The organism is Aliiroseovarius crassostreae (assembly GCF_001307765.1).
Classification (GTDB): domain Bacteria; phylum Pseudomonadota; class Alphaproteobacteria; order Rhodobacterales; family Rhodobacteraceae; genus Aliiroseovarius; species Aliiroseovarius crassostreae.
Genome location: NZ_LKBA01000006.1, coordinates 683141 through 694928 on the forward strand (window position 1 = coordinate 683141; position 11788 = coordinate 694928).

Annotated in this window: 14 protein-coding genes, 1 tRNA gene and 1 pseudogene; 7 read left to right on the forward strand and 9 right to left on the reverse strand. The window is 56.1% G+C overall.

Annotation, left to right across the window (positions count from 1 at the left end; translation table 11 throughout):
* Positions 1 to 94: 94 nt before the first annotated feature.
* From AKJ29_RS19875 to AKJ29_RS09715, 6 genes are all read right to left on the reverse strand, one after another.
* Positions 95 to 439 (reverse strand): hypothetical protein, encoded by a 345-nt coding sequence (locus tag AKJ29_RS19875; protein WP_200909144.1) that lies wholly within the window; start codon positions 437 to 439, stop codon positions 95 to 97.
* On the reverse strand, positions 436 to 585 hold the full coding sequence (locus tag AKJ29_RS19880; RefSeq protein ID WP_200909145.1) for a hypothetical protein: 150 nt from the start codon (positions 583 to 585) through the stop codon (positions 436 to 438). The genes AKJ29_RS19875 and AKJ29_RS19880 overlap by 4 nt, the downstream gene beginning before the upstream one ends.
* A gap of 346 nt (positions 586 to 931) precedes the next feature.
* A tRNA-Arg gene (locus tag AKJ29_RS09700) sits at positions 932 to 1008 on the reverse strand.
* A 422-nt stretch (positions 1009 to 1430) separates the two neighbouring features.
* The gene (locus AKJ29_RS09705; RefSeq protein ID WP_055190246.1) at positions 1431 to 1616 is read right to left on the reverse strand and encodes a hypothetical protein; all 186 of its coding nucleotides are present in this window, start codon (positions 1614 to 1616) and stop codon (positions 1431 to 1433) included.
* 71 nt (positions 1617 to 1687) lie between these two features.
* Positions 1688 to 1882: a hypothetical protein gene (locus AKJ29_RS09710; protein ID WP_055190248.1), complete on the reverse strand. Its 195-nt coding sequence runs from the start codon at positions 1880 to 1882 to the stop codon at positions 1688 to 1690.
* 1 nt (position 1883) lies between these two features.
* Positions 1884 to 2402: a PhnA domain-containing protein gene (locus AKJ29_RS09715; RefSeq protein WP_055190250.1), complete on the reverse strand. Its 519-nt coding sequence runs from the start codon at positions 2400 to 2402 to the stop codon at positions 1884 to 1886.
* 117 nt (positions 2403 to 2519) lie between these two features.
* On the opposite strand from AKJ29_RS09715, the gene AKJ29_RS09720 reads away from it, so the two are divergent.
* Both AKJ29_RS09720 and AKJ29_RS09725 read left to right on the forward strand, forming a co-directional pair.
* Complete coding sequence (locus tag AKJ29_RS09720; RefSeq protein WP_055190252.1) at positions 2520 to 2960, forward strand: type II toxin-antitoxin system Phd/YefM family antitoxin; 441 nt, start codon at positions 2520 to 2522, stop codon at positions 2958 to 2960.
* 262 nt (positions 2961 to 3222) lie between these two features.
* Entirely contained in the window at positions 3223 to 4263 is a 1041-nt protein-coding gene (locus AKJ29_RS09725; protein WP_074963730.1) for a Fic family protein, read from the forward strand.
* Positions 4264 to 4406: 143 nt separating this feature from the next.
* Here AKJ29_RS09725 and lepA read toward each other — a convergent pair whose 3' ends face one another.
* Positions 4407 to 6206, reverse strand: a complete 1800-nt coding sequence (lepA, locus tag AKJ29_RS09730; protein ID WP_055190256.1) for a translation elongation factor 4 — start codon at positions 6204 to 6206, stop codon at positions 4407 to 4409.
* Between the two features lie 76 nt (positions 6207 to 6282).
* Here lepA and AKJ29_RS20570 point away from each other — a divergent pair.
* Positions 6283 to 6447, forward strand: a pseudogene (locus AKJ29_RS20570) (HNH endonuclease); the annotation flags it as partial.
* An 87-nt stretch (positions 6448 to 6534) separates the two neighbouring features.
* Positions 6535 to 7290 carry a hypothetical protein gene (locus tag AKJ29_RS09735; RefSeq protein WP_055190258.1) on the forward strand — a complete coding sequence of 252 codons (756 nt, stop codon included), beginning with the start codon at positions 6535 to 6537 and terminating at the stop codon, positions 7288 to 7290.
* 368 nt (positions 7291 to 7658) lie between these two features.
* Here AKJ29_RS09735 and AKJ29_RS09740 read toward each other — a convergent pair whose 3' ends face one another.
* Positions 7659 to 8114, reverse strand: a complete 456-nt coding sequence (locus AKJ29_RS09740; RefSeq protein WP_055190259.1) for an Lrp/AsnC family transcriptional regulator — start codon at positions 8112 to 8114, stop codon at positions 7659 to 7661.
* Between the two features lie 122 nt (positions 8115 to 8236).
* On the opposite strand from AKJ29_RS09740, the gene AKJ29_RS09745 reads away from it, so the two are divergent.
* The 3 genes from AKJ29_RS09745 (at position 8237) to AKJ29_RS09755 (ending at position 11039) form a co-directional block, all read left to right on the forward strand.
* The gene (locus AKJ29_RS09745; RefSeq protein ID WP_055190261.1) at positions 8237 to 9301 is read left to right on the forward strand and encodes a Glu/Leu/Phe/Val family dehydrogenase; all 1065 of its coding nucleotides are present in this window, start codon (positions 8237 to 8239) and stop codon (positions 9299 to 9301) included.
* Between the two features lie 111 nt (positions 9302 to 9412).
* Positions 9413 to 10423 (forward strand): 1-phosphofructokinase family hexose kinase, encoded by a 1011-nt coding sequence (locus AKJ29_RS09750; RefSeq protein WP_055190263.1) that lies wholly within the window; start codon positions 9413 to 9415, stop codon positions 10421 to 10423.
* A 277-nt stretch (positions 10424 to 10700) separates the two neighbouring features.
* Entirely contained in the window at positions 10701 to 11039 is a 339-nt protein-coding gene (locus AKJ29_RS09755) for a hypothetical protein (protein WP_235477386.1), read from the forward strand.
* 217 nt (positions 11040 to 11256) lie between these two features.
* Here AKJ29_RS09755 and AKJ29_RS09760 read toward each other — a convergent pair whose 3' ends face one another.
* The gene (locus AKJ29_RS09760; RefSeq protein ID WP_055190267.1) at positions 11257 to 11757 is read right to left on the reverse strand and encodes a low molecular weight protein-tyrosine-phosphatase; all 501 of its coding nucleotides are present in this window, start codon (positions 11755 to 11757) and stop codon (positions 11257 to 11259) included.
* Positions 11758 to 11788 lie beyond the last annotated feature (31 nt).

Here is an 11788-nt window from a genome sequence, read left to right on the forward strand (position 1 = left end):
CCCCAACACCATACTCGGAGCAATTAACATCATTAATGCGTCCAAGCCTATTGTCGCGAACGGTCTCGAAGCGCGTGTCTGGATTGCGCAGGTGTCACGTGCGTGTCGCGGCTGTAATACTTGTAGAATAGCCCTCTGAACTACCCGGTTTTGGATTGTTGAGTTGGATTGTTGAGATTGCTATGGGGCGTGGGTCCTTGCCTGCCAAAAGGCGTTTACGCTTGTCCTTTAAGACGCCTTCAACAGGGTCAAAGGAAAGCTTGTCTTTGCGTAGATGAGCGATAATGCGCTTAAGGTGGCGCTGGTGCGCATGCTCGAACTCAGAGGCTTTACCCCGAATATCAGGATTTCCAGAGGTTAAAGCACTCCGCTTCACGTGTCGCCAGGCTGAAAAGATATTCTGTTCGCTTCTAACTTCTTCAAATAATGTCTTCGTCATATTCTTCGCTCGGGTCCTCCGCTCATACAATCCCGACCGTTGACGGACACCTCAGCGGCAACAGCCACCTTGGCGAGGTCTCCGTGGCGCTCGATCCGCATGGACAGGTCCAGCTTCACGTCGGACGCCATGGGGACCATGGACATACCAGATATAGTGGTGACTTGACGTAGCTACTTCAAGAGAAGCTCGGAACTAATAGTTCGAAAAGATTATGGGAGTGGCCGACTGACGGCGTTGAAGGGCGGTGGAACCCTGGTGGACACGAATGGGCTGATCCCAGCAAAACGACGTCCCTTTTCAATACTGCCGAAAACCAACCTTCTTGAATACGAGCTCGTTCGGTATCCGCAATTGGTCTATTCATCCACAGCCTGCGTTCCACCTCAACAAGAATCCAGTCTACGAAGCAGATGGGCTGCGATACACATTTGATATCTCTTAGCACCCAGAAAGTTTTAGCTTTGAGGCTGATAGGCTGTGGAAAAGGTGTGGCGACCCCGGAAGAACTCGAATCCTCAACCTGCTGATTAGAAGTCAGCTGCTCTATCCAGTTGAGCTACGGGGCCGTATCCACAAGGCGTATGTAGCAGATGCGAATTTCGGTGGAAAGCACCTTTCCTTACCATCAAATACAAGAAGTTATTTCTTATCTAAATAGGTAGTAAATTTTTAGTGCAACCCAATGAGGAAACAAAAAACTCTCCGCTTCCTCACTCCCTACTGAAGCAATAAGTGTATATTTTATAAGTGACTGTGAGTCATGTCGCTTTCAAAGCTCCAAGCGAAGGAAGGTTCCACGAGCGCATAGCATCGTTTCTTCTTAGCAAACCGGTTAAGATAAGGGTTCGAGTCCTTCCGGGGTCGCCACTCTCCATTCCCCCACGCCGGATATCCAAATCAAAAAACCAGCCGCCCACCCGCTATGCAGGTGAGACAGCCGGTTGACCCGCCAGAGGCCCTGGCAGGTAAAGCGCCCGGTAGGGCCGGATCAGGAAAGATTGCTGAGCTGTTTGGCCACGATCCAGGACACGGGCACGGCAAGAATGAACCCCAAAATCGCTGAATAAACAATGGGTTTTCCGGTATCAAACCCCATGGTCAGCGCGACCACGATGAATATTCCGGCAAGCGTTGCACCAAGCAGGGTGTAAATGACGGCGGTAAGGCGGAGCATGGCGATCCCTCATAAATATATTCAATTTATGGAATTCTTTCGCGCTCCCAAAGCCCCTTCCTTGATCTGGATCAGTCCCCCATCATTGCGCGTGCGACATAGTAACTCACGGGAAACCCTAAGATAAATCCAACCGCTGCCGCCCCCAAAAGCGGCCAAAGCCCGGTGATCCCATTGACCAGCGCCAGCACCACCAGCACGGAGGCCACGGTGGACCCGATAATGCCGTAAAAGGTCATGACCAGCTTGAACAGGGCTGACTTCATCTTACTTCTTCTTCACGAATTTCGTAAGTATAACAATACGTTGCCCTTCCACGCGCCCTTCAATATGTTCCGCGCTATCCGGCACCAGAGAAATCCCGCGCACCGCAGTGCCGCGTTTCGCCGTGAACCCCGCCCCCTTGACCGGCAGGTCCTTGATCAGCACCACATTGTCGCCCTGCGCCAGCCGCGTGCCATTGCTGTCGCGATGCTCCACCGCGTCCAGCACATTGTCCGCCCAGGCCTGCGTGTCCTCATCAAGATACAGCTGATCCAGCAGATCCTGCGCCCAGCCTTCCCCTAACCGTTTGAGAACACGGGAAGAAATCACCTGAACCGCCGGATCCTCAGACCACATGCTTGATGCCAGCCCGCGCCAATGCGCCGGATCCAGATCCCCTGAAAGCTGCCCGGCACAGGTGGCACAAACCTCAACCGCCGCGCCCTCGGGACCACCGCTCACATCATATTTCACCAAGGCCGCATCGGCCGAACACAGGGGGCAACTGGGGGGACAGGACATTGGGGGGCTCCGTTCGCTCATCTCATCAAAACTTTAAACTCTTTAACGAGCATCAGGGGCGGATTTGCAAGTTTTCCCCCGCAAAAAATCGAAACTTTAAACTTTTGAAGGCCCAGAATGTCCACAATCCTGCCGCCCCTCTACGTCCGCCTGACCGACGTGCGCCTCAACCTGACCGAAATGATCAAACGCACCCTGAATGGCGAGGAGCGGATGATCATCACCCGCCACGGCAAACCGGTGGTGGCGCTGGTCACAATCAACGAATTGCACCGAATCTGGGCCGATGAGGATTACGAGCTTTACGGGCCAGTGAACCCCGAAACCGGCCACCGCCACGGCGCCGCATGGGTCGCCCGCACCGGCTGGAAACGCCCTCTGTTTGAGGCAGAGGTGATTGCGAAAGAGGCGGCGGAGAAAGCCGAGGAACAGGAAATGCTCACCCGGATTGAGGCCAAAATTCAGTCTTGGGAGGAGGAAGACCCGGAGACCGAGCAATCCTCAGCAGGGAGTGCGGAGGACGCGCGGCCTGTGTGGTGGAAACGGTGGTGGAGGTAAGGCATTCTTTCAATTCAAATGCAGAGAAAACCTCTTCCTAGTTAAACTGTAACCACCGAAGGAATTCGCTTTATAGTGAAGTATAGAGTCAACAAACCACTTTATAGTTTTTAGCCGCCAAACTATAAAGTGACATATCCACATTAAAGAGGACTATAAAGTGCGATATGACGACTTTGGACAGCACTCTCCTGGGCGACTTGTACCAACAGTTTACAATGCCAAGGCATTTGTACCCACTCCACTTCCTCCCGATCTTAACATGGCGGAGATCGCTCTATCCCTCGCCGAAGCACACGGAGCAATTGGGGAACTGAAGGGTGCATGTCGTCGGCTGCAAAACCCCTATATTTTCATCAAACCTATGCAGCGCTTAGAAGCGCAAACTTCTTCCGCGATGGAAGGCACTCATACTACAAATGAAAAGTTGGCAATGGCCGAAGCTGGTGTTAACGCCAACGGTGATGATCAAACAGCTGAAGTGCTAAACTATGTCCGCGCTTTGGAAACAGCGATTGAGTCATTGAACGAGTTACCGATCTCAAGCCGATTAATTAGAACTGCACATCAACAACTTTTGCAAAATGTGGGCATCTCTCGTGGCGAGGATAAGCTACCGGGTGAGTTCAAACGCGACCAGAACATGATTGGTGGGAGAACCCTAGAGGCGGCGCGTTTCATTCCCGCCCCACCGTTACAAACAGCAGATTGCATGAGCGATCTAGAAGTTTTCATTAATTCTGATCGTGGAGCTCAATATGCACTAATAGATATGGCTTTAGTACATTACCAATTCGAAACCATACATCCATTTGCTGATGGAAACGGTCGCGTGGGCCGCATGCTAATCTCTTTGATGGCAGTATCAAGAGGGCTTCTCGATCTGCCCGCGCTATTCCTTAGCCCTGCATTGGAAGGGGTGAAAGACGACTACATCGAAAAAATGTACCGAGTATCGGCGTTTGGAGAATGGAATGAGTGGCTAAACTTCTTTTTCAGCGCAGTAACTGAAACCGCCCGCCGAACAGTAGATACAATTGACAGAATTATTTCTCTTCAAGAAATCTATCGAGAAAAGGCCGCAGCTGTTTCTACATCTAACAACTTGCAATCCGTTGTCGACATGTTGTTTGAACAGCCTGTCATTCGGCCAAAGGATATCGTCAATCACGTTGGAGTAACCGACGCCGCAGCAAGGGGTCTTCTAAGTAAGCTTATGGAAACAGGTATCTTGGTAGAAGTTGATATGTACCCAAAGACTTGGATAGCCTTGGAACTTATTAAAAACACCCGCCCAGATTGAACGCTGGTTACCACAAAGGCAGCTCATAGGAATCGTGCCTGACACAAGGATAGTGTAGAACACCAACGAGTGGGCACGCGATTGGCTTTGCCAATCTCTTCCGCCCACCAAATGAAAAGGGCCTCTTGCGAGGCCCTTTTCATTTAGTTGTCCATTTTCAGCGCGCTGATAAACGCTTCCTGCGGGATATCAACCTTGCCGAACTGGCGCATCTTCTTTTTACCCGCCTTCTGCTTCTCCAGCAGTTTCTTTTTCCGGGTCGCGTCGCCACCGTAGCATTTCGCCGTCACGTCTTTGCGCATCGCGGACAGCGTCTCGCGCGCGATCACCTTGCCGCCGATGGCCGCCTGGATCGGGATTTTGAACATGTGGCGGGGGATCAGGTCCTTGAGCTTCTCCACCATCGCCCGGCCGCGCAATTCGGCGCGGTCGCGGTGCACCATGGTCGAAAGCGCGTCCACCGGCTCATCATTCACAAGGATCGACATCTTCACCAGATTGTCCTCGCGATAGCCCTCCATCTGGTAGTCGAAACTCGCATACCCTTTTGTGACCGATTTCAGGCGATCATAGAAGTCAAACACCACCTCGTTGAGCGGCAGGTCATAAACCGTCATCGCGCGCGAGCCCGCATAGGTCAGGTCCATCTGGATACCGCGGCGGTCCTGGCACAGTTTCAAGACGTCGCCCAGATATTCGTCCGGCACCATGATGGTCGCCTTGATGCGCGGCTCTTCCATATGATCGACCTTTGAGAGGTCGGGCATGTCGGCGGGGTTGTGCAGCTCGATCATCGAGCCGTCTTTCATATAGACGTGGTAGATCACGCTGGGCGCGGTGGTGATCAGTTCGATATTATATTCGCGTTCGATCCGGTCGCGGATCACTTCGAGGTGCAAAAGCCCAAGGAAACCGCAGCGGAAGCCAAAGCCAAGGGCGGCCGAGGTTTCCATTTCGTAAGAGAAGGACGCATCGTTCAGCGCCAGTTTCTCAATCGAGTCGCGCAGGTCTTCGAATTCGGCACTGTCGACCGGGAACAGGCCACAGAACACCACCGGCTGCGAGGGTTTGAAGCCCGGCAGCGCCTCGGTTGTGCCCTTTTTCTCATGGGTGATCGTGTCCCCCACGCGGGTGTCGCGCACCTGTTTGATCGACGCGGTGAGAAAGCCGATCTCGCCCGGCCCCAGCACGTCAATCGGCTTCATCTCGGGGGTGAAGACACCAACCCGATCCACCGGGTAAACGGCGTTGGTCGACATCATACGGATGCGTTCGCCCTTTTTCAGCTTCCCGTCGATGATCCGCACCAGAACGATCACCCCCAGATAGGAGTCATACCAGCTGTCCACCAGCATCGCCTTCAGCGGCGCATCCGGGTCGCCCTTGGGGGCGGGCAGTTCGGTGACAATCGCCTCAAGCGTTTCACGGATACCAACCCCGGTTTTGGCAGAGACCTGAATGGCGCCGGAGGCATCAATGCCGATCACATCCTCGATCTGTTCAGCCACGCGGTCACATTCCGACGCGGGCAGGTCGATCTTGTTCAGAACCGGCACAATCTCGTGATCCGCTTCAATCGCCTGATAGACATTGGCCAGTGTCTGCGCCTCAACCCCCTGGGTGCTGTCCACCACCAAAAGCGAGCCTTCGACCGCGCGCATCGAGCGGCTGACCTCATAGGCGAAATCCACATGGCCCGGCGTGTCGATCAGGTTGAGGATATAGGTCTCGCCATCCTCGGCGGTATATTCGATCCGCACCGTGTTGGCCTTGATGGTGATGCCGCGCTCGCGCTCGATATCCATACTGTCGAGCATCTGCTCTTTCATATCCCGATCCGCGACGGTGTTCGTCTCCTGGATCAGGCGATCCGCCAGGGTGGATTTCCCGTGGTCGATATGCGCCACGATCGAGAAATTGCGGATGTGTTTCAGGTCAGTCATAAGAGGAGCGTATTATAGGGAATTTAGCCCCGGTCAAGGTCCGAAGTCTTTACTAATAATTGGTGAGTCCAAGAATATGAAATGTATTTACTGCCAACAGCCACTGTCCGATGACCGCACCTCCTCTACATGTTGCTCGAAAGAGCACATTATCCCAGAGAGCTCTGGCGGAAGATACCCAGCAATTACATCGGATTGCTGCAAAAAATGCAATTCAGAGCTTGGTTCCAGAATAGATGCACCATTCCAATCTGAAATGATAATGGAAATGTGCCGCACAAAGTACGCAATACCAAGCAAGAAAGGAAAGGCACCTAGTTTTTCTGTAATGTTTGAGAATGACGGCACTGGCACGTCAACTTTCACACCTAACGGTATCACGCACAAACTGAGGCCTGACTTCCAGATTACCCCGCGTTCCAATGGTGCGTTTGATGTGACTGCCTCTGGATCAGAAGCGGACGTAGCCCATTTCTTAAGAGGCTTCATCAAGAAGCAATTCAAAGTTACGGGGCGAAAAATACCATCAGACACCCTACTCGATGAATTTATAAATAAAGAGCTTTCAAATGCCCAAAGAAAACCAATTACGCATTTTTCTGGGCAAGTAATGATGTCTCAACTGCCTATCGAACGTGGTATGGCCAAGATCGCCTTGGGAGCCGGTCATTTGTTTTTGGGTGATCAGTGGTCCTTCAGTAAAAGCACCGACCCGTTGAGAGCAATACTTAAGCTGGAAAAGTTCAATCCAAAAGTGATCGAAGAAGCAACCAGCATCCCAAACGATGAATTCAGGACCAGCATTATCGGGGAAAATGTTTGGCGAACCGACAGTCATTTTCTGGCAATTTTGCCCGAAAGAAGAAAACTACAAATAGTCATAAATCTGTTTGGTGAAATATCGCTAACGAGAGTTTATCGATTGGAAAATACAATCAATTATTCATTATACTCCAATCTCGATAAATCCGCTCTTTGCATCCCATTAAACCGAAAACAGCCTCCAGAATGGTTTGGCCTCCATGAGTTCCTTTTCTTTAGGCGGATCATGCTGAAGGATGCCATCGAAAATCCCTTCTCTTAAGTTTACAACTGCGCCCGACCTAGGGGGGCATCGGGACATTGCGTGGGACGAGTGCCTGCAAGCCCCGGCACGTGCGCAGCACGGGCCACGCCCGACCTCCCCCCATGGGAGGGCGTTTCGCGAGGATTCAACACACGCACCGTTGCGGCTCTTGAAATAAACTGACAGCCACCAGCGTTGCATCGCCCTCCCGAGGTCAGTCGTGGCCCTTATGTTTTGCAATGTTAACGTCGGGCGCTGTCCGGCCTTCGTCCGGACGAAACATCTCATACGCGCACCCAGGGTCGGGCGTGGCCCTTGTGTGGTGCAGTTACCCCGGTCGGGCGCTGTCCGGTGCGCCACCGGATGGTCATTCTCAGGGCAGCCCCTCACCCCATCGGCAAGCGATTGCGCCTGACCATGGTGCGCAGGGTAAAGCTCGATCGCATCCGGCTCACCCCTTCGACCCGCATCAGGTGGTTTTCCATGAACGCGTCAAAAGATGCGAGGTCGGCCACGACAACCCGCAGCAGGATGTCGCGCGACCCGCTCATCAAATGGCATTCCATCACCTCTTCCATCCGCGAAATTGCCCGCTCGAACGCGCTGATCGCTTCGCGCTTCTGGCTTTCCAGCTCCACCTCGATAAACACCGTGACCGGCAGGCCCAGCCTGGCCTGATCAACCCGCGCGCCATAGCCGGTGATCACGCCGCTGTCTTCCAGCGCCGCCACCCGGCGCGCGCAGGGCGTGGGGGAGAGGCCAACCTCCTCGGCCAGATCCCCGAGTTTCTGCCGTCCGTTTTGCTGCAGAGCAGAAATAATACGTCGATCGGTGGCATCCATCAGATTTCTCGCGTTAAATTTGATTCCACATCAGATTATCACCAATTCACAAAAACTTCACGCGTGAAATTGGTGATAATCTTCCCTGCCCCGGCGGTAAGTTGATCCAAAGGGAGAGATTTATGACCATCACCACCATTGCATCCACCACCCATGAACAGATCCTGCGCGTGGCAGACCCGGCCTGCGGGCTGGTCGGTTTCATCGCCATTCATTCGACCGATCTTGGCCCGGCGGCGGGGGGCCTGCGGATGCGGCCTTACGCCAGCGAAGACGAGGCGCTCACGGATGTGAAACGCCTGTCCGAGGGCATGACCTATAAGAACGCCGCCGCCGGCCTGCCGCTGGGCGGGGGCAAGGCGGTGATCATAGGCGACCCGGCGACGCAGAAAACGCCGGAGCTTCTGCACGCCTTTGGCCGTGCGGTTGAGGCCTGCGCCGGGCGCTATTGGACCGCCGAAGACATGGGCATGACCACGGCGGATATGGCAGAGCTTGCGAAAGAAACCCGGTATGTGGCCGGGCTGGCGGATGGGGAATTTGCCTCGGGCGATCCTTCGCCCATCACCGCGCGCGGCATTTTCAACGCGATCCGCCGCGTGGCCCTGCACCAGTTTGATGACTGGACCCTGCGCGGACGCATCATCGCCGTTCAGGGGCTGGGCAATGTGGGGTGGAACCTGTGCTATCGCCTCACCGCGGCCGGGGCAAAACTGATCGTGACCGACATCAACCCGGAACGGGTGCAAATGGCGGTGACCAGCTTTGGTGCCGAGGCCGTGGGGCTGGAGGAGATCTATGCCGCGAAGGCCGATATCTTTGCCCCCTGCGCCATCGGCGGCATCCTGAACGAAGACAGTATCGCGCAATTGCGGGTCGAGGCCGTGGCTGGCGGCGCCAACAACCAGCTGGCCACGCCCGAAGACGCGCAGCGCCTGCACGATCGCGGCATCCTTTATGCCCCCGATTTTGTTGCCAATGGCGGCGGGATCATCAATGTGGCGACCGAGATCCTCGGCATTGAAAACCGCGTGGACTGGGTGGATGAAAAGCTGGAGGCGCTGGATGCCACGATGGAGGCCATCCTGACCGAGGCGGAACGCCGCGAGGTCAGCCCGGCAGATGTGGCGCTGGAAGTGGTCTCCCGCGCCATTCCCGCCAGACAGGCACAGGCCCCCGCCGCCTGATTTTGTCAAAGCGCGCAAGTCCCATGGACCCCGACTGGGGACGGGACGAAAGCGTTTCAAGTTTATCCCGAAACGCTTTAGGCTCCGACCGACACCGGCCGGAGCCAAATCATGCCAGCAGATCCCCTGCCCATCCTGACCCTGACGCTGAACCCCTCGCTGGATCTGTCCACCGAGGCCGACCATATCGTGGCGGGTGACAAGATCCGCTGTGACACGCCCCGGCTGGATCCGGGCGGGGGCGGCATCAACGTGGCGCGCGCGATCCGCATTCTGGGCGGCGAGGCCACAGCACTGGTCGCCCTGGCGGGACACCACGGCGCGCAGGTGGCAGCCCTTCTGGAGCAGGAGAATGTCCCGCAGATCCATTTCAAACTGCCCGGTGAAACCCGCCTTTCTGTTGCGGTCGGGGAGCGGGACGGAACCGCCCAACACCATGCCAGCCCTCACCAGCCCACTCCTCACCAAGCCAGCCAATACCGATTTGTCATGCCCGGCCCGACCTGGACGCCCGAGCTCAGCTCTGCCTGTCTGGACCTGATCACCACGCGGATCATGCCGGGAATGCTGGTGGTGCTGTCGGGATCCATGCCGCCGGGTGTGACCCACGGCTTTATCGAACAGCTTGCGATCCGGGCGGCCCAACGGGGGGGCAAACTGATCCTCGACACATCCGGCGCCGCCCTGAACGAAGCGGTTCACAACCGCGGCCGTGGCGCGGCCCTGTCGCTGCTGCGGCTTGACCAGAGCGAAAGCGAGGCGCTTGCGGGTCAGCCCCTGCCCGGCCCGCAGGACGCAGCCCGATTTGCCCGGATGCTGATCCGGCAGGGGGTTGCGGATCAGGTGGTGCTGGGGCGCGGCGCAGAGGGATCGGTTCTGGTCACGGCAGATCAGGCATGGCACGGGGTTGGGCCTGACGTGCCGGTGCGCTCAAAGGTGGGGGCCGGGGACAGTTTTCTGGGGGCGTTCACTCTGGCGCTTGCCCGGGGACAAACCGGCCCGCAGGCCCTGTGTCACGGTGTGGCGGCGGCCTCGGCGGCGGTCATGTCTGAGGCAACCGCCCTGTGCAGGCGCCCGCAGGTCGAGGCGCTCGTGCCGCAGGTGTCCCTGAACACGCTGTAAGCTGCGCGTTGTGAGTGGCGGGCTGTCGCCGGTGATTTACAGGAAAAATTGCACCAAAGGGAAAAATATGCTAGGCTTTTCCTAGACCGTTTCGGTTTTCCCTACTTTAGATTAATATCGAAACGCGTTAACCGAGTCCCGGAAAAACCGGGGCCAAAACAACCCAACCAAGGCCCAGGTCAGGCCGCGCGTCAGGGTGGCATCCAAACGCGGGTATTTCGCCGCGACAGGTGCTGAAGCCGGAGCGCGATCATGACAAAGCGGGCCCCAAGAAAATATGAGCACGAGGCAGCACATGAAATATCTGGCAATGGCCGTTGCACTGGGGATCGGTGGCTTTGGCATCAGTTCAATTGCCCCCACCCCAGCCACCGCAGGCGGTATTCAGAAGGCCTGCATGAGCGCGGATCGGTCCGCCGCATCACGCAATCTGTGCGGCTGTATCGAAGACGTGGCAGGGGCCATGTTGAGCAGGAGCGAGCAATCGCGTGTCGTGAAGTTTTTCAAAGACCCGCATAAAAGCCAGGTTCTGCGTCAGTCCGATCGGCGGACGGATGAGAAGTTCTGGCAGAAATACAAGCAGTTCGGTCAGGCCGTGAACACTTATTGCGGCTGAGCGTTTCCTGTTCCCCGCTCTGGTTGCCGCCCCATCTTCGGTGGCGACCCTGTCGAGAACTGCGGATTTGAAGCGTGGTTTGAGATTTATATTGTGACATTACTGGCGTTGGGTCCGCGACAGGATTGTGTGCCCTTCGCCCCTTGCCAGTGCATACCTTGGCCAGCCCATTCCCTGGCCGGTCCGTATCTTGTGTGTCCCCTGCTTACCTCTTGGCTCAGCCTGCTGCCTGTTTCCGGCGCAACTGCTGCAAAAGCCCGTGTGACGCGGCCTCGACCAGGTCGAGTGTCTGGTCGAAATCGCGGGTGTAATAGGGGTCGGGCACGTGGTCCATGCCCCGGCGCGGGTCCTGCGCGGGCAGGTCTGATGGAAGGTAGTCGGTAAACACATGTGCTGGCGTTGTCCGCCCCGGCGGGCGCAGCGCCTCGATATTGGTGATGTTGTCGCGGTCCATGCCGATGATCAGGTCAAACCGGTCAAAATCGGCGCGCGAAAACTGACGTGCGCGTAATGTTGCCAACTCATAGCCACGCACCCTTGCAGCCCGCTGCATGGGGCTATATGGGGGTTCACCTTCGTGCCAGTCTGACGTGCCGGCACTGTCGACCTCCAGCGCCAGTTCCGGGGCGTGTTGGTTGGCGATCTGGCGAAACACCGCCTCGGCACTGGGCGAACGGCAGATATTGCCAAGGCAGACGAAGAGAATACGAGTGGTCATAGTTTCTGATAGCGGTTCTGTTTGCTGCTGT

Coding starts and splice junctions, on each gene's coding strand:
- AKJ29_RS19880 (WP_200909145.1), bottom strand. CDS start 585: ATGTCCATGGTCCCCATGGCGTCCGACGTGAAGCTGGACCTGTCCATG.
- lepA (WP_055190256.1), bottom strand. CDS start 6,206: ATGACTGACCTGAAACACATCCGCAATTTCTCGATCGTGGCGCATATC.
- AKJ29_RS09725 (WP_074963730.1), top strand. CDS start 3,223: ATGGCGGAGATCGCTCTATCCCTCGCCGAAGCACACGGAGCAATTGGG.
- AKJ29_RS09735 (WP_055190258.1), top strand. CDS start 6,535: ATGTTTGAGAATGACGGCACTGGCACGTCAACTTTCACACCTAACGGT.
- AKJ29_RS09760 (WP_055190267.1), bottom strand. CDS start 11,757: ATGACCACTCGTATTCTCTTCGTCTGCCTTGGCAATATCTGCCGTTCG.
- AKJ29_RS09710 (WP_055190248.1), bottom strand. CDS start 1,882: ATGAAGTCAGCCCTGTTCAAGCTGGTCATGACCTTTTACGGCATTATC.
- AKJ29_RS09750 (WP_055190263.1), top strand. CDS start 9,413: ATGCCAGCAGATCCCCTGCCCATCCTGACCCTGACGCTGAACCCCTCG.
- AKJ29_RS09745 (WP_055190261.1), top strand. CDS start 8,237: ATGACCATCACCACCATTGCATCCACCACCCATGAACAGATCCTGCGC.
- AKJ29_RS09705 (WP_055190246.1), bottom strand. CDS start 1,616: ATGCTCCGCCTTACCGCCGTCATTTACACCCTGCTTGGTGCAACGCTT.
- AKJ29_RS09720 (WP_055190252.1), top strand. CDS start 2,520: ATGTCCACAATCCTGCCGCCCCTCTACGTCCGCCTGACCGACGTGCGC.
- AKJ29_RS09755 (WP_235477386.1), top strand. CDS start 10,701: ATGAGCACGAGGCAGCACATGAAATATCTGGCAATGGCCGTTGCACTG.
- AKJ29_RS09740 (WP_055190259.1), bottom strand. CDS start 8,114: ATGGATGCCACCGATCGACGTATTATTTCTGCTCTGCAGCAAAACGGA.
- AKJ29_RS19875 (WP_200909144.1), bottom strand. CDS start 439: ATGACGAAGACATTATTTGAAGAAGTTAGAAGCGAACAGAATATCTTT.
- AKJ29_RS09715 (WP_055190250.1), bottom strand. CDS start 2,402: ATGTCCTGTCCCCCCAGTTGCCCCCTGTGTTCGGCCGATGCGGCCTTG.